Source organism: Achromobacter sp. Marseille-Q4962, assembly GCF_943737005.1.
Classification (GTDB): domain Bacteria; phylum Pseudomonadota; class Gammaproteobacteria; order Burkholderiales; family Burkholderiaceae_B; genus Achromobacter.
Genome location: NZ_CALSFU010000008.1, coordinates 1 through 18,820, shown reverse-complemented (window position 1 = coordinate 18,820; position 18,820 = coordinate 1). Strand labels below are relative to the sequence as shown.

Sequence of the window (18,820 nt, the reverse complement as noted above, 5' to 3'; positions counted from 1 at the left end):
AGGCCCCCCTTATGCCCTTGCCCGGCCGATCGCCGGCGCCCCTTATTTGACAGAATCGTAGCTAGAAGGAATTTCATACATGGCCTCTATTACTAATCTTGGCGCGGTCTCGGGCCTGCCCCTCGAAGAGACCCTGAGCAAGCTGCAGGAAGCCGAGGACAAGAAACTCGAGATCTACACGCAGCGCCAGGAGAGCTTCCAGACCCGCATCGACGCCTACACGCAGCTCCAGAGCTACCTGGAATCGCTGCAGACGGCCGCCGCCACGCTGGGCAAGCCCGAGACCATGAGCGCCATGAAGGGCAGCGTGACCGGCGGCAGCGCCCTCACCGCCACGGTGGCCGCCGAGGGCGCCGCCTCGGGCCTGTACACCATTTACGTCAACAAGCTCGCCACCGCGCAGAGCCTGCAGTCCACGGCCGTGGCCGACCGCGCCGCCAAGCACGGCGACACCGGCTCCTTCGAGATCGAGCTGGCCGACGGCACCAAGACCACCATCGACCTGGGCAGCGACACCTCGCTCGACGGCATCGTCAAGGCCATCAACGCCAACGACAAGGCGGGCCTGTCGGCCACCGTCATCAACGACGGCAATGGCAACAACTACCTGATGCTCACCGCCAAGAACACCGGCGAGAAGGCCGCGGTGAAGAACATCACCGTCACCGGCGACCAGAGCCTGCAGGACCTGCTCGGCTTCAGCACCGCCGCCGACGGCACCACGAGCGGCATGGCCGCCACCGCGGCCACCAACGCCGAAGTGGTCATCAACGGCATCACCGTCACCAGCGGCTCGAACAACATCGAGGGCGCCATCGACGGCATCACCCTGAACCTTGCCGAAACCACCGAGGCCAACAAGCCCATCACGCTCAAGCTGGAGCGCGACACCTCCGTGGCCAGCACCGCGGTGCAGAACTTCGTGAAGGCCTACAACGCCCTGCAGAGCACGATCAAGAACCTCACCGCCTTCGACGCCCAGGCCGCCACCAACCAGCCGCTCACCGGGGACAGCACCACGCGCTCCATCCAGTCGCAGCTGGCCGGCGTGCTGCAAACCGTGGTGGGCGAAGGCTCGGTGCGCACGCTGGCCGACCTGGGCATCACCACCGACCCGCTGGCCCGCGAGCTCAAGCTCGACACCACCAAGCTCGACAAGGCGCTCAAGGAAAACTCGGCCGACGTCGCCACCCTGCTCACCGGCAAGGACGGCGTGGGCGAGAAGTTCGCCGCCGTCTTCGACGACATCCTGGGCTCCAACGGCATGATCAAGACGCGTCAGGACGGCCTGGCCAAGAGCATCGCCGCCGTGAAAGACCAGCAGACGCGCGCCAAGGAAGCCAGCGACGCCGAAATGGCGCAATTGCGCACCCGTTTCGTGGCGCTCGACACCTTCGTGGCGCAGATGACCAGCATGGGCAACTACCTGACGCAGCAATTCGAAGCCCTGAGCAAATCGACCAAGTAATCGTAGAAGCGCCTTAAATGACCTATGCCGCCCGCCGTCCCTCGGGATCCTACTCCGTCCGTTCCTACGCCGACATCGGCCTGGAAACCCAGGTCATGGGCGCCAGCCCGGAGCGGCTGATCACCCTGCTGTTCACGGGCGCGCGGACGGCCATCGGGCAAGCGCGCATACACCTGCAGGAGGGCCGGGTCGCCGAGCGCGGCGCGGCCATCTCCAAGGCAATCCGGATCGTCGACGAGGGCCTGAAAACCGGCCTCAACATGGAAGCGGGCGGGGAAATCGCCGCCAACCTGGCCAGTCTCTACGATTACATCGTTCGCACCCTGCTCACGGCGAACCTGAGGGCCGATCTCGCCCAGCTCGACCTCGCCGACCGCCTTCTGGCCGACCTGGCCGAAGCCTGGCAGACCTCCATAGACCGCCCGGCCGGCGTCCATGGTTCCGAGGTCCCCAGCACCCCTACTTCTGCCTGACTTCGCCCGCGCGAGATTTCCATGACGTCCCTTACCCAGTATTCCACCCCCATCCTGGAGTATTACCAGGAGATCGCCTACATCACGGGCGAGATGCTTTCGGCCGCGCGGGCGGGCGACTGGGATGCGGCCATGGCGCATGGGCAGCAGTATTGCGAACTGGTCGAGCGCCTGCGCCTGACCGAACCCGCCGCCCCCCTCGACGAGGCGGGCCGGGCCATGAAGTACGACCTGCTGGTGCGCATCCTGGAAAACGACGCGCTCACCCGCAACCTCGCCATTCCGCAACTGGCCCGGCTGGGCGAGCTGCTGGGCCGCATGAAGCGCCAGCAGTCCTTGCTCTCGACCTACGGCTACCAGGCGCCTGACCAATGAGCGTAGGTCCCGCCGCACTTGGCAACGTCCTGGTGCAGCGGCTGGATGCGGTGCTCGGCACCACCATGTCCGCCGCCAGCGCCAACCAGGTTTCCGGGGCGCGCCCCGACGCGGTGGCGCAACCCGGCAATATCGAGAAACCGGGGCAATCCGACGGCTCCGCGCGCGATCCCCGCCAGGGCGGACAGGCGGGCGCCGCCCGCGGCGACCGGCCCGCGGCGCCCCTGGTGGACGCCAAGACCGCCGCCGCGCTGGCGCTCGCCGCCCGCGGCGTCGTCACCAGCAGCGATTCCACCGCCTCGGCGCCCACGACGCTCGGCCGCACGGCGCGCGCCATACTCTCGCTGCTCGCGCAGTATCCCGGCGCCGCGCCGGCCGTGCAGGGACGCGCACCGCTCTGGAACGCCGGCGCGCCCGCCGAAGGCGCGGCGCCGCCGCCCCAGGCCGACGCCGGCGCGCAAGCGCGCCCCGCCGGCACGCCGCCCGGGCAGATCCTGCCGGGAGCGGCGTCCGCCGGCGGCCCGGCGGCAGCCGGCGCGGCCGCGGCGTCCCACCCGGCGTCGCCGCTGGTGCAGCCCGCGCCGGCGGCCGCATCGGTTCCGACGCATCCGGCCGCCCTGTCCGGCCCGGCCGGCACGCAGCAGGCGCAGGCCGCCGGCGCGCGCGCTCCCGCCGCGGCGATGCTCGCCCAGGCCCTGCGCCAGGCCCTGCAAGGCAGCGGCCTCTTCTACGAATCCCACCTGACCGACCTGGCATTCGGCAAGCGCAGCCTCGCCGAACTGCAGGAAGCGCCGCAGGCCCGGCTGTCTCGCGACGGCATCGCGCGCGAACCCCTGCCGCTGCCGGGGCGCGACACGGCCGGCGCCCGCGCCGCCGAAGGCGCGGGTCCGTCCGCCGGCCAAGCCCAGACGCCGTCCCCGGGCGCGCCCGTGCCCGGCATACACCAGGATCTCAACACCCTGGTGCGCCAGCAGCTCGACGTGCTGGCCAACCAGACCATTGCCTGGCAGGGCGAAGCCTGGCCCGGCACGCCCATGGAATGGGAAGTGCAGCGCGACCCCTACGGCGGCGATCCCGAATCCGCCGCGCCCGCCTGGGCCACGCGCCTCAAGCTCGATCTGCCGCGCCTGGGTCTGGTGGATGCCCGCCTGAACCTCTCGGGGGACCAGCTCGTGCTCCAGGTCGTCGCGCCGCTGGCCGCGGGCGAGATCAGCACCTCGTCCGACGAGTTGCGCGCGCGCCTGCTTGCCGCCGGCCTGACGCTCAGCCATCTCGCCGTCCATGTCGCCGACCCGCGGCCCGTCCTGGATCCCGACCTCGCATGACCGCCCCCAGCCGCCCCGCCAGCAACGCGCCGGACGCCGGCCGCAACGCCGCGGTCGCCCTCTCGTATGACGAGCAGGACGGCGCGCCGCGCGTCGTCGCCAAGGGCTACGGCCAGCTCGCCGACACCATCGTGCGCACCGCCGAAGAGCACGGCCTGTACGTGCACGAGTCGCGCGAACTGGTGGGCCTGCTCATGCAGGTGGACCTGGACGCGCACATTCCCCCACAACTCTACGTGGCAGTGGCAGAATTGCTGGCCTGGCTGTATCGCCTGGAGTCCCGAGACCTCCCGGACGCAGCGTCCCCTGCCTGATCCACGCCCAAGGAGACAACCCCATGGACACCGGCGATCCGGAGTTCCTGCTCACCCGTCCCGAAGAGCTGCGCGCCGCGTTGTTCGAGCTCACCCATCCGGACAGCCACATCCTGGTGCGCGACGCGGCCGATCGCGAGATCGCCGTGCTCATCCTGGGCGCCGACAGGCATGCGCACCAGTTCTTCTGGCGGCCGCGCGATTACGCCGGCGCCGACTTCGGCGAAACCGACAGCATGGGCCTGCTGAGCGGGGGCAGCTATTATTTCCACGCCACCGCCTATGGCGGCGTGCAGATCCGCTTCCGGGTGCCCCGCCCTGGCGTAATCCATTTCGACGACGGCAGCGCGGCCCTGGTATCGGCGTTTCCGGAGCAGCTCGCGCGCATCCAGCGGCGCAAGATGTTCCGCGCCTCGCTGGCGGGCGCCGCCTACCGCGGCAAGGCCACGTGGCATCCGCCGGAGCAGCCCCAGCCGCTGGCCTTCAGCGTGCGCGACATTTCCGTGGACGGCGTGGGCCTGCGCGCGGAACTCGCCGTGCCCGGCCTGCCCCGGGTGGGCGATGTCATGGAAAACGTGCGGCTCGACTTCGGCGAGCTGGGCTCTCTCAGCGCCACGCTGCAGGTCCGCAACGTCTACCCCATTTCCGGCCAGCCCATGACCCAGCCCGAGCCGGGCCAGCCCGCGCCGGCGCATGTCTCGCTGACCGGCGAGCCTCCGCTCAGCCACCTGGGCGCGGTGTTTCTGGATCTGAATGCGCGCCAGGAAACCTGGCTGCAGCAAATGGTATGGCGCCTCGAGAGAGGCGCGCAGCGCGGCTGACGCCCGGGCTCCCTGGCCGGCCCGGCAGCGGCGGCGCAAGACGCCGGCGGCGTCACATCGCCATGGACGAGATTTCCTTGTAGGCCGCCACGAGCTTGTTGCGCACCTGGACCGCGGTCTGGAACCCGATGCTGGCCTTCTGCATGTCGACCATCACGTCGTTGAGCGAGATGTCCGGCGCGCCCAGCTCGAATGCCTTGGCCTGGGCCGTGGCCGCATTCTGCGCGCCGGACACGCGGCGCAGCGAGCGTTGCAGCTCGGCCGCGAAACCGTCGGAGCGCACGGCTGAGGGCTCCGAGCCGCCCAGCGCTCCGCCCTCGGCCTGTTTCACGACCGCGCGCATCTGCGCGAGCATGGTTTCGATGCCGGACAAGCCAGAGACAGCCATTTCGGGGTTCCTTGCGTAATGTGTTTGCGGTGGGCCGGATTGCCCGCATAGCGTAACCGCCCCAGCCGGCGGTCATAGCGTCTAAAAGCCGCCAAAAACCCCGATATTTCCCCTGTTGAGTGCCGATATTTCCCGCGCTGGCCCCTGCGCGGACCCGGGCGGCGCGCGCCCCGCCCGCCCTGGGGGACATAGAGGATAAGTAACGCCAAAAACCCGCCGTTTTCGGCGATTGGGATTGCGGCGCCGCACGCAATAATCCACGCTCTCCCCAGACCAGAAGCACGTTGCATGTGTAATCTGCCCTATCCGAACATGAAGTCCAATTCCCTGCACAGCGTTGCCGGCGGGAGCCGTCCATGAACCCGTCGGCGACCCTGAGTTCCACGCTGCTGGCGAAGTTTCCCGTGCTGGAAAAGGTCAAGGCGCTGCCCAAGCCGGTGCTGCTGGGAGCGGCCGCTGCCCTGGTGGCCCTGATCGCCGCCGCAGTCATGTGGAGCAGCGAGCCTCAATACAAGGTGCTGTTCTCGAACCTGGACGACCGCGACGGCGGCGCCATCGTGACGGCCCTGGGACAGATGAACGTCCCTTATAAGTACAACGAAAACGGCACGGCGCTGCTGGTGCCGGCCGACCGCGTCTACGACGCCCGCCTCCAGCTCGCCAGCCAGGGCCTGCCGCGCGGCGGCACGGTCGGCTTCGAGCTGATGGACAATGCCCGCTTCGGCGCCAGCCAGTTCGCCGAACAGATCAACTACCAGCGCGGCCTCGAGGGAGAGCTGGCCCGTTCGATCGAATCCATGCACACGGTGCAGCACGCCCGTGTGCACCTGGCCATGCCGCGCCAGTCGCTTTTCGTGCGCGAACGCCAGGCCCCCACCGCCTCCGTGCTGCTCAACCTGTATCCGGGCCGCAGCCTCAGCGACGCTCAGGTTTCGGCCATTTCCTGGCTGGTGGCCTCCAGCGTGCCCGAACTCACCGCGGAAAACGTCTCCATCGTGGACCAGAACGGCCGCCTGCTGTCGGCCCCGCTGGGCGAAGGGCGCGGCATGGACGCCGACCAGCTGCGCTACGTGCGCGAAATGGAACAGCGCACGGTCGAACGCATCCTGACCATCCTGAATCCCCTGGTCGGCCCGGGCAACGTGCACGCCCAGGCCACCGCCGACATCGACTTCTCGCGCCGCGAAGAAACCTCCGAGGTCTACCGCCCCAACCAGGAACCCGGACAGGCCGCCATCCGCAGCCAGCAGACCAGCGATTCGCGCCAGCACGGCGGCGGTCCGGCCCAGGGCGTGCCGGGCGCTTTGTCGAACCAGCCGCCCGGCAACGCGCAGGCGCCCATCGTCAATCCCCAGCAAAACCCGCAGCAGGCGCAGCAGCGCCCCGGTCAGCCGCCGCAACAGGGCCAGCAAGGCCAGCAGGCCCAGCAGACCGGCACGCAAACGGCCTCGGCCAGCCTCAACGAGCGCCACGACGCCACCACCAACTACGAAGTGGACCGCACCATCAGCCACATCAAGCAGCCGGTGGGCATGCTCAAGCGCATGTCCGTGGCCGTGGTGGTCAACTACATCCGCGACAAGGACGGCGAGCTCCAGCCGCTGCCGCCCGAGGAACTCACCAAGCTGACCAATCTGGTCCGCGAGGCCATGGGCTATTCCGAAACCCGCGGCGATTCCCTCAACGTGGTCAACAGCCAGTTCAACGACGGCCCGCCGCCGCTGCCGATGTGGCGCGACCCCGAGCTGATCGCCCTGTTCAAGACCGTCATGGCGTGGCTGCTCGGCCTGGTGGTGGCGTTCTGGCTGTACCGCAAGCTGCGGCGCGTCGTGGGCGACTACCTCTATCCGCCGGTCGATCCCGAGGCCGCCGAAGCCGAGCGCGCCGAGGCCGCGCGCGAGGCCCAGGAAGCGGCCCGCGTCAAGGAGGTCAGCCGCTACGAAGACAACCTCGAACGGGCCCGCACGATGGCGAACAAGGATCCGCGCGCCGTCGCGATGGTCCTGCGCACCTGGATGAGCAAAGATGAAAAATGATTCCAAACCCATGGACGGCATGACGCGCAGCGCCGTGCTGATGATGTCGCTGGGCGAGGACGCGGCGGCCGAAGTCTTCAAGTACCTGTCGGCGCGCGAAGTCCAGCAGGTCGGCGCGGCCATGGCCAGCCTCAAGCAGGTCACCCGCAACGACGTGGCGACCGTGCTGGAGGAATTCCGCCAGGAGGCCGACCAGTTCATGGCCGTGACGCTGGGCTCGGACGACTATATCCGCACCGTGCTCACCAAGGCCCTGGGCAGCGATCGCGCTGCCGGCCTGATCGAAGACATCCTGGAAGCCGGCGAAGGCGGCAGCGGCATCGACGCCCTGAACTGGCTCGACCCCAATACCGTGGCCGAGCTGATCGGCGACGAGCACCCGCAGATCATCGCCACCATCCTGGTGCACCTGGAGCGCGACCGCGCCGCGGGCGTGCTGGCCCTGCTCACCGAACGCCTGCGCAACGACGTCATGCTGCGCATCGCCACCTTCGGCGGCGTGCAGCCGGCCGCGCTGTCCGAGCTCACCGAAGTGCTCAATTCGGTGCTGGCCGGCCAGGGCGCCAAGCGCTCGAAGATGGGCGGCGTGCGCACGGCGGCCGAGATCCTCAACATGATGAATTCGGCCCAGGAAGAAACCGTCGTCGCCAGCCTGCGCGAGCGCGACGCCGACCTGGCGCAGAAGATCATCGACGAGATGTTCGTGTTCGACAACCTCATCGACGTCGAAGACCGCGGCATCCAGCTCATCCTCAAGGAAATCGACAACGACACGCTCATGGTCGCGCTCAAGGGCGCCCCGGAAGAGCTGCGCGCCAAGTTCCTGCGCAACATGTCCAGCCGCGCCGCCGAAATGCTGCGAGAAGACCTGGAGGCGCAAGGCCCCATCCGCATGTCCAAGGTCGAGGCCGAGCAGAAGAAGATCCTGCAGATCGCCCGCCGCCTGGCCGAGAGCGGCCAGATCGTCCTGGGCAACCAGGGAGACGATGCGTATGTCTGAGCCGGACAACGGGCCGGTCACGCTGTCGCGCGGCGCCGCCTGGCGCCGCTGGCAGATGCTGTCGTTCGACGAGCCGCAGGTCCAGCCGGAACCCGAGCCCGAACCCGATCCGGGTCCGGACCCGGATATCGTGCTCGCCCAGTTGCGCGCGCAGGCGGTTGCCGAGGGCCGCGAGGAAGGCCACGCCCAGGGCCACGCCGCCGGCGTGGAGGCGGGCCGCCGGGAAGGCTACGAGGCCGGGCTGGCCGCCGGCCGCGAGGCCGGCTACGCCGAAGGCCTGGCGCAGGCCCGCGAACAGGGCGCGGCCGAAGCCCGCCAGTTGCACGACCTGATGGAAAACTGCGCGGCCTCGCTGGCCGCGCTCGAAGAAAAAATGGGACAGGGCCTGCTCACGCTGGCCCTGGACATCGCGCAGCAGGTGCTGCGCGCCACGCTGGCCGAACAGCCCGAGACGCTGGTGAGCGCCGTGCGCGAAGTACTGCACATCAACCCCAGCGCCAACGGACAGATGCGGCTGTGGGCCAACCCCGCCGACATCGAGCTGATCCGGCTGCACCTGGCCGACGAGCTCAAGGAAGGCCACTGGCGCGTGCTGCCCGACGAGTCCATCGCACGCGGCGGCTGCCGGGCCGAGACCCCGTTCGGCGACATCGACGCCACGCTGCAGACGCGCTGGCGCCGCGTCGCCGCCTCGCTGGGCCGCAACGTCGCCTGGGAGGACCCCGCATGACGGCGCAGCAGACCGTGCCCGTGCTCGACCGCTGGCAGACCCAGCTGCAGATCGCCTCGATCCGCGCGGCGTCTACCGACCCCTGGCTGGTAAGCGGGCGCATCACGCGCGCCACCGGCCTGGTCCTGCACGCGACCGGCCTGCGCCTGCCCGTGGGCGCCGCCGCGCGCATCGAAATCGCGCGCGGCCACGATCACTGGGCCGATGCCGAGGTCGTGGGTTTCGACGGCCATACGCTGTATCTCATGCCCCAGGCGGACATCTCCGGCCTGCCGCCGGGCGCCCGCGTGGTGCCGGGCGAGCCCCCCGTGCAGCGCCAGATTCCCCTGCCCCGCAAGGCCGAACTCAACGGCAACGCCAAGCCCCAGCTGGGCCGCCACCTGCCCGTGGGCAACGCCCTGCTGGGCCGCGTGCTGGACGGCGCGGGCCGCCCGCTGGACGGGTTGGGCCCCCTCGCCGGCGCCGAGCTGGCGCCGCTGGCCGCCCAGCCCATCAATCCGCTCTCGCGCGCGCCCATCGACACGGTGCTGGACACCGGCGTGCGGGCGATCAATGGCCTGCTCACGGTGGGGCGGGGCCAGCGCATGGGCCTGTTCGCCGGCTCCGGCGTGGGCAAGAGCGTGCTGCTGGGCATGATGGCGCGCTACACGCGCGCCGACGTCATCGTGGTCGGACTCATCGGCGAGCGCGGCCGCGAGGTCAAGGAATTCATCGAGCACAACCTAGGCCCCGAGGGCCTGGCCCGCTCCGTCGTGGTCGCCGCGCCCGCCGACGTTTCCGCGCTGCTGCGGCTGCAAGGCGCCGCCTACGCCACCCGGCTCGCCGAGCACTTCCGCGACCAGGGCCTGGACGTGCTGCTCATCATGGACTCGCTCACCCGCTACGCCATGGCGCAGCGCGAAATCGCGCTGGCCATCGGCGAGCCGCCCGCCACCAAGGGCTACCCGCCGTCGGTGTTCGCCAAACTGCCCTCGCTGGTCGAGCGCGCCGGCATGGGTGCGCCGGGCCCCTCGGGCAAGGCGGGCTCCATCACGGCCTTCTACACCGTGCTGGCCGAAGGCGACGACCAGCAGGATCCCATCGCCGATTCGGCCCGCGCCATCCTGGACGGACACGTGGTGCTGTCGCGGCACCTGGCCGAAGCGGGCCACTATCCGGCCATCGACATCGAGGCGTCCATCTCGCGCGCCATGACCTCGCTCATCCCGCAGGAGCAGTTCGCCGTGGTGCGCCGCTTCAAGCAGACGCTGTCGCGCTACCAGCGCAACCGCGACCTCATCGCCGTGGGCGCCTATACCGCCGGCAACGATCCGCAGCTCGACGACGCCATCGCGCGCTACCCGCGCCTGGAGGCTTTCCTGCAGCAGGACATCGGCGAAAACGTGGACTACGCCAGCGCCATCGCGCAACTGCGCGCCAGCTTCGAACTGAGGGACACCTATGCCTAGCCAACTACCCTTGGACACGCTCATCGGCCTCGCCAAGGAAAGCACCGACGAGGCCGCCCGCCTGCTGGGCCGGCTCACCGCCGAGCGCAGCAACGCCGAACGCCAGCTCGCCATGCTGCGCGACTACCGCCAGGACTATCTCGAGCGGCTGCAGCAGGCGATGACGCGCGGCATGTCGGCCAGCGACTGCCACAATTACCAGCGCTTCATCGGCACCCTGGACGACGCCATCGGCCAGCAGCAGGACGTGCTGCGCCAGGCCGACGAAAACCTGGCCAAGGGCCGTCTCTACTGGCAGCAGGAGAAGCGCAAGCTCAATTCCTACGATGCCCTGGCGCAGCGCGAAGCGCGCGCCCAGGCGCTGGTCGAATCCCGCCGCGAGCAGCGGCTCAACGACGAATATTCCGCCCGCCTGGTCCAGCGCCAGGCCGGCCTGCACTGAGCAATACGTAACAGGAAGGCCCACATGACCGCTCCCCTGCCCGCCCTCGCCGCCACCGCGCCCGCCAGCGCTGCCGACGCGCTCGCCGCGCGTGCCGGCGCCGCCGACGCCAAGAACGCCTTTTCGAGCATTCTGGCCCAGCAGCAGCCCGCGGCCCCGCTCGCGGGCGGCACGCCCAAGGCGCCCTCGACCGATCTCGCCGCGATAGCGGAAGGCGCCGCTGCGGCGGCCATCGACGACGCGGCGCGGGCCGCCGCGCAAGCCGACGCCGGCGCGCTCGCCGTAGCCGCCACGCAGCTCCCGGTTACCCCGGTCACCCTGCCGGAGCAGGCGCTGGAAATCGCGGCCGAAGCCGCGGCCCAGGTCCAGCGCGCCCGCGGCGCCGCGCAGGCCGCCGCCACGGCGGTCCACACCGGCGCCACCGCGCTGGCCGCCACGCTGAAGTCCGCGGACGCCGAGCTGACGATCCTGCCGCCCGCACCGCTCACCGCGCAGCAGGCCGAGGCCGCCGCCGCGCAGGCTGGCCGCGAGGCCGAAGCGCGCCAGCCCGTGCTGACCGAGGCCGCCCGGCCGGGCCGTACCGCGGCGCAGGGCGAAGCCGCGCCCGCCCCTGCCGCGCTTGCCTCGCCGTCGCCCGCCGCGTTGCCGGCTCATGGCGACGCCGCGCTCCTGCCGGCGCATGCCGCCGCCGGCCGCGACGACGCCGCGCCGTCCGTCTCCGCTTTCCAATTGCCGCAGCACGCCGCCGCCCAGCCTCAGGGCCAGGATGCGCTGGCGCTGGCGCAGGCCCTGGCCGCCGCCGCGCAGCAGCCCGGCGCGCCGCAGGCCGGCCCCTCGCCCATCGCGCTGGCCGTGGCCGCCCCGGTCGGCGCCTCGCACTGGGGAACCGAGCTCGGACAACAGGTCGTGGCGCTGGGCAGCCAGGCCCGCGACGGCGTGCACACCGCCGAACTGCGCCTCGATCCGCCCGACCTGGGCCCGCTGCGCGTCAGCCTGAACCTGGCCGACGGCGTGGCTTCCGCCAGCTTCGTTTCGGCGCACGCCTCCGTGCGCCACGCCGTGGAAGCGGCCATCCCGCAACTGCAGCAGGCGCTTGCGCAGGCCGGCATTTCGCTGGGACAGACCAGCGTGGGCGAGCACGCCATGCCGCAGCAGCAGTTCGCCGGCCAGGAAGGCGGCTCGGGCGCGGCCGCCCGCCAGCAGGGCAGCGGCGGCGCGGCGACGGCCGGCGCCGATGCGGCCGCCGAGCCCGTGCAGGCGGCGGCCAGCCCGCGCGCGCGCAACGCGCTGGTCGACACCTTCGCCTGACGCGCCGGCCCGCGCGCGGACAGGGCGCGCGGGCATCGCAGCAATAGCTTGAGATACCCCGCTTTCGCCCTGTTTTTCCCTCCCAATCGGGGCGGGGAATTCGGGCAGAATGCTTTCATCAACCCAGTATCCGTTTACCTGACGGCAAATACGCATCGACACCAAGATGGCGACCACAAAAGCACCCAACATGCCGGCGCGCGGCGACTCCAAATCCGGCGGCTCGGGCCGCATCCTCCGTCTGCTGCTCGCGCTCATCGTGCTGCTGCTCGTGGCGGCCGCCAGCGCCGGCGTGACCTGGTTCCTGACCCAGCGCATGCAGCCCCAGCCCCAGGGCGGCGCCAACGTGCAGCTCGCGGTCGGCCAGGGCCAGGTCGGTCCCGACGGCCACCCGGTGGCGGGCCCGCAGGCCGCGCCCACCAACTTCGTCGCGCCGCCGGCCACGCCGCAGGCCGTGCCCGCTCCGATCTTCGTGCCCATCGATCCCTTCACCGTGACGCTGCAGAACGCCGACATGGAACGCATCGTGCACGTGGGCCTGACGCTGCGCGTGAGCGACGAGCAGAGCCGCACGCGCATCGAGAAATACATGCCCGAAGTGCGAAGCCGCATCCTGATGGTGCTGTCCTCGCAGTCGCCCTCGGCCGTCCAGACGCAACAGGGCAAGATCGACCTGGCCAATGCCGTCAAGCAGGCCGTCAACCGTCCTTTCTCGCCGCTGCCTGACGGCCAGTACGTCACCGACGTGCTGTTCACGGCGTTCGTGGTGCAATAAGCATGGCCTACGAGGCGTTTCTTTCGCAGGATGAGGTCGATGCGCTGCTGGCCGGCGTCACCGGCGAGAGCGACAGCAAAAAAGAGGCGGCCAACGTCAACGACGGCGCGCGCGCCTATGACCTGAGCTCTCCCGACCGCGTCGTGCGCCGGCGCATGCAGACGCTCGAGCTCATCAACGAGCGCTTCGCGCGCCAGATGCGGCACGTGCTGCTGAACTTCATGCGCCGCAGCGCCGACATCACGGTGGGCGCCATCAAGATCCTGAAGTACTCGGATTTCGAGCGCAACCTGCCCGTGCCCAGCAACCTGAACATGGTGCAGATGAAGCCGCTGCGCGGCACGGCGCTCTTCACGTACGACCCCAACCTGGTGTTCCTGGTCATCGACAGCCTGTTCGGCGGCGACGGCCGCTACCACACGCGGGTCGAAGGCCGCGACTTCACCACCACCGAGCAGCGCATCATCCGGCGCCTGCTCAACCTGACGCTGGAGAGCTACGGCAAGTCCTGGGACCCGGTCTACCCGATCGAGTTCGAGTACGTGCGCTCCGAAATGCACACCAAGTTCGCCAGCATCACCGGCAGCAACGAGGTGGTGGTGGTGAGTTCGTTCCACATCGAATTCGGCGCCACGGGCGGCGACCTGAACATCTGCCTGCCCTATTCCATGATCGAGCCGGTGCGCGACCTGCTCACGCGCCCCTTGCAGGAAACCACGCTCGAAGAAGTGGACCAGCGCTGGGCGCAGCAGCTTTCGCGCCAGGTGCGCAGCGCCGACGTGGACCTGATTGCCGAGTTCGCCACCATTCCCTCGACCATCCGCGAACTGATGAAGCTGAAAGTCGGCGACATCCTGCCCGTGGACGTACCCCAGACCGTCATTGCCCATGTGGACGGCGTGCCGCTGATGGAATGCGGCTACGGCGTTTTCAATGGCCAGTACGCGCTGCGCGTACAGAATATGCTCACTCACGATACCGACTCCAACGAGGCCCCCGACCATGACTGACAAGAACGAGCCCGGCGCCGGCTCGTCGCCGGCCGACGACTGGGCCGACGCCCTCGCCGAACAATCCCGTGCCGCCCCGCCGACCCAGGCCGACGGCCTGAAACCGCAGGACGACTGGGCGGCCGCCATGGCCGAGCAGACCGCGGCCGCGGCGCCGGCTGCCGCATCCGCCGCGCCCGCCGCCGCGCCCGCACAGCCGGCATCCCCGCCCGCCGCCGCCCCGGCGGCGCAATCGGTGTTCAAACCGCTGGCCGGCGGCGGCACCGGAAGCGGCACCGACATCGACCTCATCATGGACGTGCCCGTCCAGCTCACGGTGGAACTCGGCCGCACCCGCCTCACCATCAAGAACCTGCTGCAGCTCGGCCAGGGCTCGGTGGTCGAACTCGACGGCCTGGCCGGCGAACCGATGGACATCTTCGTCAACGGCTACCTGATCGCCCAGGGCGAGGTGGTCGTGGTCGAAGACCGGTACGGCATCCGCCTGACCGACATCATCACGCCGTCCGAGCGCATCAACCGCCTGAACAGCCGCCGCTGAAGCGCCGCCCCGCCATGAACGACACCGCCCTGCTGCGCGTCATTTTCGGGCTCGCCCTGGTGATCGCGGCCATTCTGGCCGCCGCCTGGCTCGCCCGCCGCGCCGGCCTGGCCCAGCGCGGCGGCGGCAGGCTGCTGCGCCACGTCGCCAGCCTGCCGCTGGGCGCGCGCCAGAGCATCGTCGTGGTGGAAGTGGAAAATACCTGGCTGGTGGTGGGCGTCGGCCCGAATCAGCTCACCACCCTGCATACCCTGCCCGCCGGCCAGTCGCCCGAGGAAGCGCCCGCGCCGGCCGCGGCCTTCGCGGCCCGGCTGGGCCAGGCGCTCAAGCGCCGCTAGCGTCCCGCCCGCCGACCGTTCCATGAGCCTGTTTTCCCGCACCATGCCCGCCCGCGCCCGCCGGGCCGCGCTGCCCACGCTGGCGGCCGCCGCCCTGCTCGGCCTGGCCGTCTTCCCCGCCGGCGTGGTGGCCCAGGCCACCCTGCCCGCCCTGACCGCCACGCCCGGCCCTAACGGCTCGGAGACCTATTCGCTCAGCATGCAGACCCTGCTGCTGATGACGTCGCTGTCTTTCCTGCCCGCCGCGCTCCTGATGATGACGGGCTTCACGCGCATCATCATCGTGCTCGGGCTGCTGCGCACGGCGATGGGCACCGCCATGTCGCCGCCCAACCACGTGCTGATCGGGCTGGCGCTCTTTCTCACCTTCTACACCATGTCGCCGGTGTTCGACAAAATCTACGCCGACGCCTACAAGCCGCTGTCCGAAGGCTCCATTCCGTTCGAGACCGCGGTCGAGCGGGCCACCGCGCCGCTGCGCACCTTCATGCTGCACCAGACCCGCGAGAACGACCTGTCGCTCTTTGCCAACCTGGCGCAGATGCCGGCCATGGAAGACCCCACGCAGGTGCCCCTGAAGATCCTGGTGCCGGCCTTCATCACCAGCGAACTGAAAACCGCGTTCCAGATCGGTTTCACGATCTTCATTCCGTTTCTCATCATTGACCTGGTGGTCGCCAGCGTGCTGATGGCCCTGGGCATGATGATGGTGCCGCCCGTGACCGTCGCCTTGCCGTTCAAGCTGATGCTGTTCGTGCTTGCAGACGGCTGGCACCTGCTCATGGGATCGCTCGCGCAGAGCTTCTACCAATGAACCGCGCACAGGGGGAATCGCCATGACCGCCGAAACCGTCATGACCATGGCCTACCAGGCGATGAAAATCGTGTTGGCCCTGGCCGGTCCGCTGCTCCTGGTCACGCTCGTCGTCGGGCTGGTCATCAGTATTTTCCAGGCCGCCACGCAGATCAATGAAATGACGCTGTCTTTCATTCCCAAGCTGCTTGCCATGTGCGGCGTGCTGGTGCTGCTCGGCCCCTGGCTCATCGGTCTGATGGTCGACTACATCCGCCAGCTCATCGGCCAGATCCCCGGGCTGGTGTCCTGACGCCGCTTCCGATGTTCGCCTTCACGATCGAACAGCTCAACGGCTGGATCGGCCAGTTCCTGTGGCCGTTCGTCCGCATCCTGGCGCTGGTCGGCACGGCCCCGCTCTTTTCCGAGTCGTCCATTCCCCTCAAGGTCAAGATCGGCCTGTCGTTCGCCCTGGCCGCGGCCGTCAGCCCGGCCCTGCCCCCCATGCCGCCCATCGCGCCGGGCTCCTATGCCGGACTGTGGATGGTCATGCAGCAGGTGCTGATCGGCATCGCCATGGGCTTCACGATGCGCATGGTGTTCGCGGCGGTGCAGACCGCGGGCGAATTCGTCGGCCTGCAGATGGGGCTGTCCTTCGCCTCCTTCTTCGACCCCAGCACCGGCGCCAACACGGCGGTGCTGTCGCGCCTGTTCAACATCCTGGCCATGCTGACCTTCCTTGCGCTGGACGGCCACCTGCTGGTGCTGGCGGCGCTGGTGCGCTCTTTCGACACCGTGCCGGTGGACGCCATCCAGCTGCACCAGAACGGCTGGGGCATCATCGTCGAATGGGGACGCACGGTCTTCGTTTCCGGCCTGCTGCTGGCGCTTCCGCTGATATGCGCGCTGCTCACCATCAACCTGGCCATGGGTATTCTCAACCGCAGCGCCCAGCAGCTTTCCGTGTTCTCGGTGGGCTTCCCCGTCACCCTCATCACGGGCGTCGTCATTCTGACTGTCGTGCTGCCGCACTCGGCGCCGTTCCTGGAATCCCTGTTCGAGTCCGGGCTCACCGAGATGAGCCGCGTGCTGGACGGTCTGGCCGGCAAGTAGGGAAAGCGCCCGCCGCCCGGCAAGCGCAGCCATGCGGACGCCCGGGCGGCGCTCAGGCGTTCGCGCCGATCCGGAAAACGCGCATGGTTTCGCGCAGCGCCATCGACTGCGCGCCCAGTTGCTGCACGGCGCCGCCCAGCTCCTCGACCAGGACCGTATTCTGTTCCGTCATGGCGTCCAGCTCGGTCACGGCGCCGTCCACCTGGTCGATGCCCGCCGCCTGCTCCTGCGACGCGCGCGCGATCTCGCCGATGATGTCCCGCACGCGCCGCACAGCGGCCACGATGTCCTCCACCGTGGCGCCCGCCTGCTCGGCCTGCGACGAACCCTCGGCGACCCGTCCCACCGAATCCTCGATCAGGTCCTTGATCTCCTTGGCGGCCTGGGCGCTCTTCTGCGCCAGGCTGCGCACCTCCCCGGCCACCACCGCGAACCCCTTGCCGGATTCGCCGGCCCGCGCAGCCTCCACGGCGGCATTGAGCGCGAGGATGTTGGTCTGGAACGCAATGCCCTCAATGATGCTGACGATATCGGCAATGCGGCGCGAGCTGTCCGAAATGCCGTGCATCGTCTGCACCACCCGGCCCACGGCTTCGCCGCCACGCCGGGCCACCGCCATGCTGCTGTCGGCCAGTTCGTTGGCCTGGCGGGCGCTGTCGGCGTTCTGCCGCACCGTGGACGTGAGCTGCTCCATGCTGGCGGCGGTCTGCTGCAACGATGCCGCCTGGTTTTCCGTGCGGCCCGACAGTTCCTGGTTGCCTCGCGCGATCTGCGCCGCGGCCCGCGTAGTGCCTTCGATGCCGACGGCGACGTCGCGGGCGATGCCGATGAGGCTCTTGCGCATGACTTCCAGCGAGAACTTCAGGCCGCCCACTTCGTCGTCCGACTCCGCCACGATCTCGGTGGTGAGGTTGCCGGCGGCCACCTGGCGCGCCATGTCCGCGGCGTCCTTGAGCGGGTCCAGCATGAACCGCGAAAGCCGCCAGCCCATGACGAAAATGCCCGCCGTCGCCAGCGCCAGCAACCCGCAGCCCAGGACTGCGCCGGCAGTGTCGAGCTGGCTCCAGTTCGCCCGCAGGCCATAGGCGCCGGCCGCGACCAGGACAGCCGCGGTCAGCACCGAATGGCGCAGCATGCGGTTGCGCACGCCGCGCCCGAACGGAAAGGCCAGCGCATCGAAGATGCGCCGCCACCCCGCGCGCACCGGGCGTCCGCGCAGGATGCGCACGCCCCGCGCACGGCCCTCGCGCATGCGGGCGTACAGGGCCTCGGCCATCTCGATCTGCTCGTCCGTGGGCTTGATGCGCACCGAGGAATAGGCCACGACTTCCCCGTTCTCGACGATGGGCGTGGCGTTGGCCAGCACCCAGTAATAGCCGCCGTCCTTGCGGCGGTTCTTGACCAACCCCAGCCAGGACTCGCCCGCCTGCAGCGTGCGCCACAGGTCTTCGTAGGCAGCCGGCGGCATGTCCGGATGGCGCACGATATTGTGGGCCTTGCCGATCAGCTCTTCGCTCGAAAAGCCGCTGACCTCCACGAACGCCGGGTTGGCGTAGACGATGCGGCCCTTGGTATCGGTGCGCGAAATCAGGTACTGATCGTCGCGCAGCTTGGTTTCAACGTTCGTGACTGGAAGATTGACCCGCACTGTACATCTCCGCTTGCAACATATCGTGGTCGAACGGGCGGGCACACGCCCGCCTCGCCGTCCGATCCACGGCGGCGAATCGTGCTGCGGCGCGGCCAGATTGTGTACACACGCGTTTATCGGACGTTATGACAGTTAACGTCCGTATTTCCGGGAACTTAAATGCGCGATCCCCTCGCATCGCGGCGCCGGATGGACGCGGGGCCGGACGCGTCGCGCGGCCGGCCCCGCCTTCTGCCAAGCGGGTTTTTCGCCTGGATCAGGCGTGCGTCAAGGTCGGCGCGGCATAGCCGCCGAGCTGCTGGGCGGGCACCTCGATGACCTCGCCCGCGTTGATCTTGAACACCGACACCGCCTCGGCCAGCCGCTGCGCCTGCTCCTGCAGCGAACCGGCCGCAGCCGCCGCCTCCTCCACCAGCGCCGCGTTCTGCTGCGTCACCTCGTCCATCTGCGACACCGCCCGGTTCACCTGGT

Annotated in this window: 21 protein-coding genes and 1 pseudogene; 19 read left to right on the top strand and 3 right to left on the bottom strand. The window is 69.5% G+C overall.

Features of this window, described 5'->3' with window-relative positions; translation table 11 throughout:
- Positions 1-79 precede the first annotated feature (79 nt).
- Genes fliD through NGJ44_RS08530 form a run of 6 tightly spaced genes read left to right on the top strand, consistent with a single transcriptional unit; the run spans position 80 to position 4,776 of the window.
- Positions 80-1,468 (top strand): flagellar filament capping protein FliD, encoded by a 1,389-nt coding sequence (gene fliD / locus NGJ44_RS08555; protein WP_053246363.1) that lies wholly within the window; start codon positions 80-82, stop codon positions 1,466-1,468.
- A 17-nt stretch (positions 1,469-1,485) separates the two neighbouring features.
- On the top strand, positions 1,486-1,941 hold the full coding sequence (gene fliS, locus NGJ44_RS08550; protein WP_053246362.1) for a flagellar export chaperone FliS: 456 nt from the start codon (positions 1,486-1,488) through the stop codon (positions 1,939-1,941).
- Between the two features lie 21 nt (positions 1,942-1,962).
- Positions 1,963-2,316 carry a flagellar protein FliT gene (locus NGJ44_RS08545; protein WP_053246361.1) on the top strand — a complete coding sequence of 118 codons (354 nt, stop codon included), beginning with the start codon at positions 1,963-1,965 and terminating at the stop codon, positions 2,314-2,316.
- The gene (gene fliK, locus NGJ44_RS08540; RefSeq protein WP_251863681.1) at positions 2,313-3,641 is read left to right on the top strand and encodes a flagellar hook-length control protein FliK; all 1,329 of its coding nucleotides are present in this window, start codon (positions 2,313-2,315) and stop codon (positions 3,639-3,641) included. Before NGJ44_RS08545 ends, fliK begins: the two co-directional genes overlap by 4 nt.
- Positions 3,638-3,955, top strand: coding sequence for an EscU/YscU/HrcU family type III secretion system export apparatus switch protein (locus NGJ44_RS08535; protein ID WP_053246287.1), 318 nt, complete (start codon positions 3,638-3,640; stop codon positions 3,953-3,955). The genes fliK and NGJ44_RS08535 overlap by 4 nt, the downstream gene beginning before the upstream one ends.
- Before the next feature lie 23 nt (positions 3,956-3,978).
- Positions 3,979-4,776, top strand: a complete 798-nt coding sequence (locus tag NGJ44_RS08530) for a flagellar brake protein (RefSeq protein WP_053246286.1) — start codon at positions 3,979-3,981, stop codon at positions 4,774-4,776.
- 52 nt (positions 4,777-4,828) lie between these two features.
- Here the strand turns inward: NGJ44_RS08530 and fliE are convergent, their stop codons facing one another.
- Positions 4,829-5,164, bottom strand: a complete 336-nt coding sequence (fliE, locus tag NGJ44_RS08525; protein WP_251863680.1) for a flagellar hook-basal body complex protein FliE — start codon at positions 5,162-5,164, stop codon at positions 4,829-4,831.
- A 356-nt stretch (positions 5,165-5,520) separates the two neighbouring features.
- On the opposite strand from fliE, the gene fliF reads away from it, so the two are divergent.
- The 13 genes from fliF to fliR all read left to right on the top strand — a co-directional run bounded on the left by fliF (position 5,521) and on the right by fliR (position 16,698).
- Entirely contained in the window at positions 5,521-7,200 is a 1,680-nt protein-coding gene (fliF, locus tag NGJ44_RS08520; protein ID WP_053246284.1) for a flagellar basal-body MS-ring/collar protein FliF, read from the top strand.
- Positions 7,190-8,200, top strand: coding sequence for a flagellar motor switch protein FliG (fliG, locus tag NGJ44_RS08515; protein ID WP_053246283.1), 1,011 nt, complete (start codon positions 7,190-7,192; stop codon positions 8,198-8,200). The genes fliF and fliG overlap by 11 nt, the downstream gene beginning before the upstream one ends.
- Positions 8,193-8,930, top strand: a complete 738-nt coding sequence (gene fliH / locus NGJ44_RS08510) for a flagellar assembly protein FliH (protein ID WP_251863679.1) — start codon at positions 8,193-8,195, stop codon at positions 8,928-8,930. Before fliG ends, fliH begins: the two co-directional genes overlap by 8 nt.
- Positions 8,927-10,378 carry a flagellar protein export ATPase FliI gene (gene fliI / locus NGJ44_RS08505; protein ID WP_053246281.1) on the top strand — a complete coding sequence of 484 codons (1,452 nt, stop codon included), beginning with the start codon at positions 8,927-8,929 and terminating at the stop codon, positions 10,376-10,378. The genes fliH and fliI overlap by 4 nt, the downstream gene beginning before the upstream one ends.
- Positions 10,371-10,820, top strand: a complete 450-nt coding sequence (gene fliJ, locus NGJ44_RS08500) for a flagellar export protein FliJ (RefSeq protein ID WP_053246280.1) — start codon at positions 10,371-10,373, stop codon at positions 10,818-10,820. The genes fliI and fliJ overlap by 8 nt, the downstream gene beginning before the upstream one ends.
- Before the next feature lie 24 nt (positions 10,821-10,844).
- Positions 10,845-12,128: a flagellar hook-length control protein FliK gene (locus NGJ44_RS08495; protein WP_251863678.1), complete on the top strand. Its 1,284-nt coding sequence runs from the start codon at positions 10,845-10,847 to the stop codon at positions 12,126-12,128.
- 166 nt (positions 12,129-12,294) lie between these two features.
- Entirely contained in the window at positions 12,295-12,903 is a 609-nt protein-coding gene (gene fliL / locus NGJ44_RS08490; protein ID WP_251863677.1) for a flagellar basal body-associated protein FliL, read from the top strand.
- Between the two features lie 2 nt (positions 12,904-12,905).
- Entirely contained in the window at positions 12,906-13,913 is a 1,008-nt protein-coding gene (fliM, locus tag NGJ44_RS08485) for a flagellar motor switch protein FliM (protein WP_251863676.1), read from the top strand.
- Entirely contained in the window at positions 13,906-14,454 is a 549-nt protein-coding gene (gene fliN / locus NGJ44_RS08480; RefSeq protein ID WP_251863675.1) for a flagellar motor switch protein FliN, read from the top strand. Before fliM ends, fliN begins: the two co-directional genes overlap by 8 nt.
- A gap of 14 nt (positions 14,455-14,468) precedes the next feature.
- Positions 14,469-14,792, top strand: coding sequence for a flagellar biosynthetic protein FliO (gene fliO, locus NGJ44_RS08475; protein WP_251863674.1), 324 nt, complete (start codon positions 14,469-14,471; stop codon positions 14,790-14,792).
- 22 nt (positions 14,793-14,814) lie between these two features.
- A complete protein-coding gene (gene fliP / locus NGJ44_RS08470; protein WP_251863673.1) occupies positions 14,815-15,606 on the top strand; it encodes a flagellar type III secretion system pore protein FliP in 792 nt (263 codons plus the stop codon).
- Between the two features lie 22 nt (positions 15,607-15,628).
- Complete coding sequence (fliQ, locus tag NGJ44_RS08465; protein ID WP_053246721.1) at positions 15,629-15,898, top strand: flagellar biosynthesis protein FliQ; 270 nt, start codon at positions 15,629-15,631, stop codon at positions 15,896-15,898.
- 11 nt (positions 15,899-15,909) lie between these two features.
- Complete coding sequence (fliR, locus tag NGJ44_RS08460) at positions 15,910-16,698, top strand: flagellar biosynthetic protein FliR (protein ID WP_053246720.1); 789 nt, start codon at positions 15,910-15,912, stop codon at positions 16,696-16,698.
- Positions 16,699-16,750: 52 nt separating this feature from the next.
- Here fliR and NGJ44_RS08455 read toward each other — a convergent pair whose 3' ends face one another.
- Together NGJ44_RS08455 and NGJ44_RS08450 are read right to left on the bottom strand one after the other, a co-directional pair.
- Positions 16,751-18,346, bottom strand: coding sequence for a methyl-accepting chemotaxis protein (locus NGJ44_RS08455; protein WP_251863672.1), 1,596 nt, complete (start codon positions 18,344-18,346; stop codon positions 16,751-16,753).
- A 259-nt stretch (positions 18,347-18,605) separates the two neighbouring features.
- Positions 18,606-18,820, bottom strand: a pseudogene (locus NGJ44_RS08450) (methyl-accepting chemotaxis protein); the annotation flags it as partial.

Bases quoted from the DNA above. Each gene is read 5' to 3' on its own strand.
- fliD (WP_053246363.1), top strand. From the start codon at position 80: ATGGCCTCTATTACTAATCTTGGCGCGGTCTCGGGCCTGCCCCTCGAA.
- fliS (WP_053246362.1), top strand. From the start codon at position 1,486: ATGACCTATGCCGCCCGCCGTCCCTCGGGATCCTACTCCGTCCGTTCC.
- NGJ44_RS08545 (WP_053246361.1), top strand. From the start codon at position 1,963: ATGACGTCCCTTACCCAGTATTCCACCCCCATCCTGGAGTATTACCAG.
- fliK (WP_251863681.1), top strand. From the start codon at position 2,313: ATGAGCGTAGGTCCCGCCGCACTTGGCAACGTCCTGGTGCAGCGGCTG.
- NGJ44_RS08535 (WP_053246287.1), top strand. From the start codon at position 3,638: ATGACCGCCCCCAGCCGCCCCGCCAGCAACGCGCCGGACGCCGGCCGC.
- NGJ44_RS08530 (WP_053246286.1), top strand. From the start codon at position 3,979: ATGGACACCGGCGATCCGGAGTTCCTGCTCACCCGTCCCGAAGAGCTG.
- fliE (WP_251863680.1), bottom strand. From the start codon at position 5,164: ATGGCTGTCTCTGGCTTGTCCGGCATCGAAACCATGCTCGCGCAGATG.
- fliF (WP_053246284.1), top strand. From the start codon at position 5,521: ATGAACCCGTCGGCGACCCTGAGTTCCACGCTGCTGGCGAAGTTTCCC.
- fliG (WP_053246283.1), top strand. From the start codon at position 7,190: ATGAAAAATGATTCCAAACCCATGGACGGCATGACGCGCAGCGCCGTG.
- fliH (WP_251863679.1), top strand. From the start codon at position 8,193: ATGTCTGAGCCGGACAACGGGCCGGTCACGCTGTCGCGCGGCGCCGCC.
- fliI (WP_053246281.1), top strand. From the start codon at position 8,927: ATGACGGCGCAGCAGACCGTGCCCGTGCTCGACCGCTGGCAGACCCAG.
- fliJ (WP_053246280.1), top strand. From the start codon at position 10,371: ATGCCTAGCCAACTACCCTTGGACACGCTCATCGGCCTCGCCAAGGAA.
- NGJ44_RS08495 (WP_251863678.1), top strand. From the start codon at position 10,845: ATGACCGCTCCCCTGCCCGCCCTCGCCGCCACCGCGCCCGCCAGCGCT.
- fliL (WP_251863677.1), top strand. From the start codon at position 12,295: ATGGCGACCACAAAAGCACCCAACATGCCGGCGCGCGGCGACTCCAAA.
- fliM (WP_251863676.1), top strand. From the start codon at position 12,906: ATGGCCTACGAGGCGTTTCTTTCGCAGGATGAGGTCGATGCGCTGCTG.
- fliN (WP_251863675.1), top strand. From the start codon at position 13,906: ATGACTGACAAGAACGAGCCCGGCGCCGGCTCGTCGCCGGCCGACGAC.
- fliO (WP_251863674.1), top strand. From the start codon at position 14,469: ATGAACGACACCGCCCTGCTGCGCGTCATTTTCGGGCTCGCCCTGGTG.
- fliP (WP_251863673.1), top strand. From the start codon at position 14,815: ATGAGCCTGTTTTCCCGCACCATGCCCGCCCGCGCCCGCCGGGCCGCG.
- fliQ (WP_053246721.1), top strand. From the start codon at position 15,629: ATGACCGCCGAAACCGTCATGACCATGGCCTACCAGGCGATGAAAATC.
- fliR (WP_053246720.1), top strand. From the start codon at position 15,910: ATGTTCGCCTTCACGATCGAACAGCTCAACGGCTGGATCGGCCAGTTC.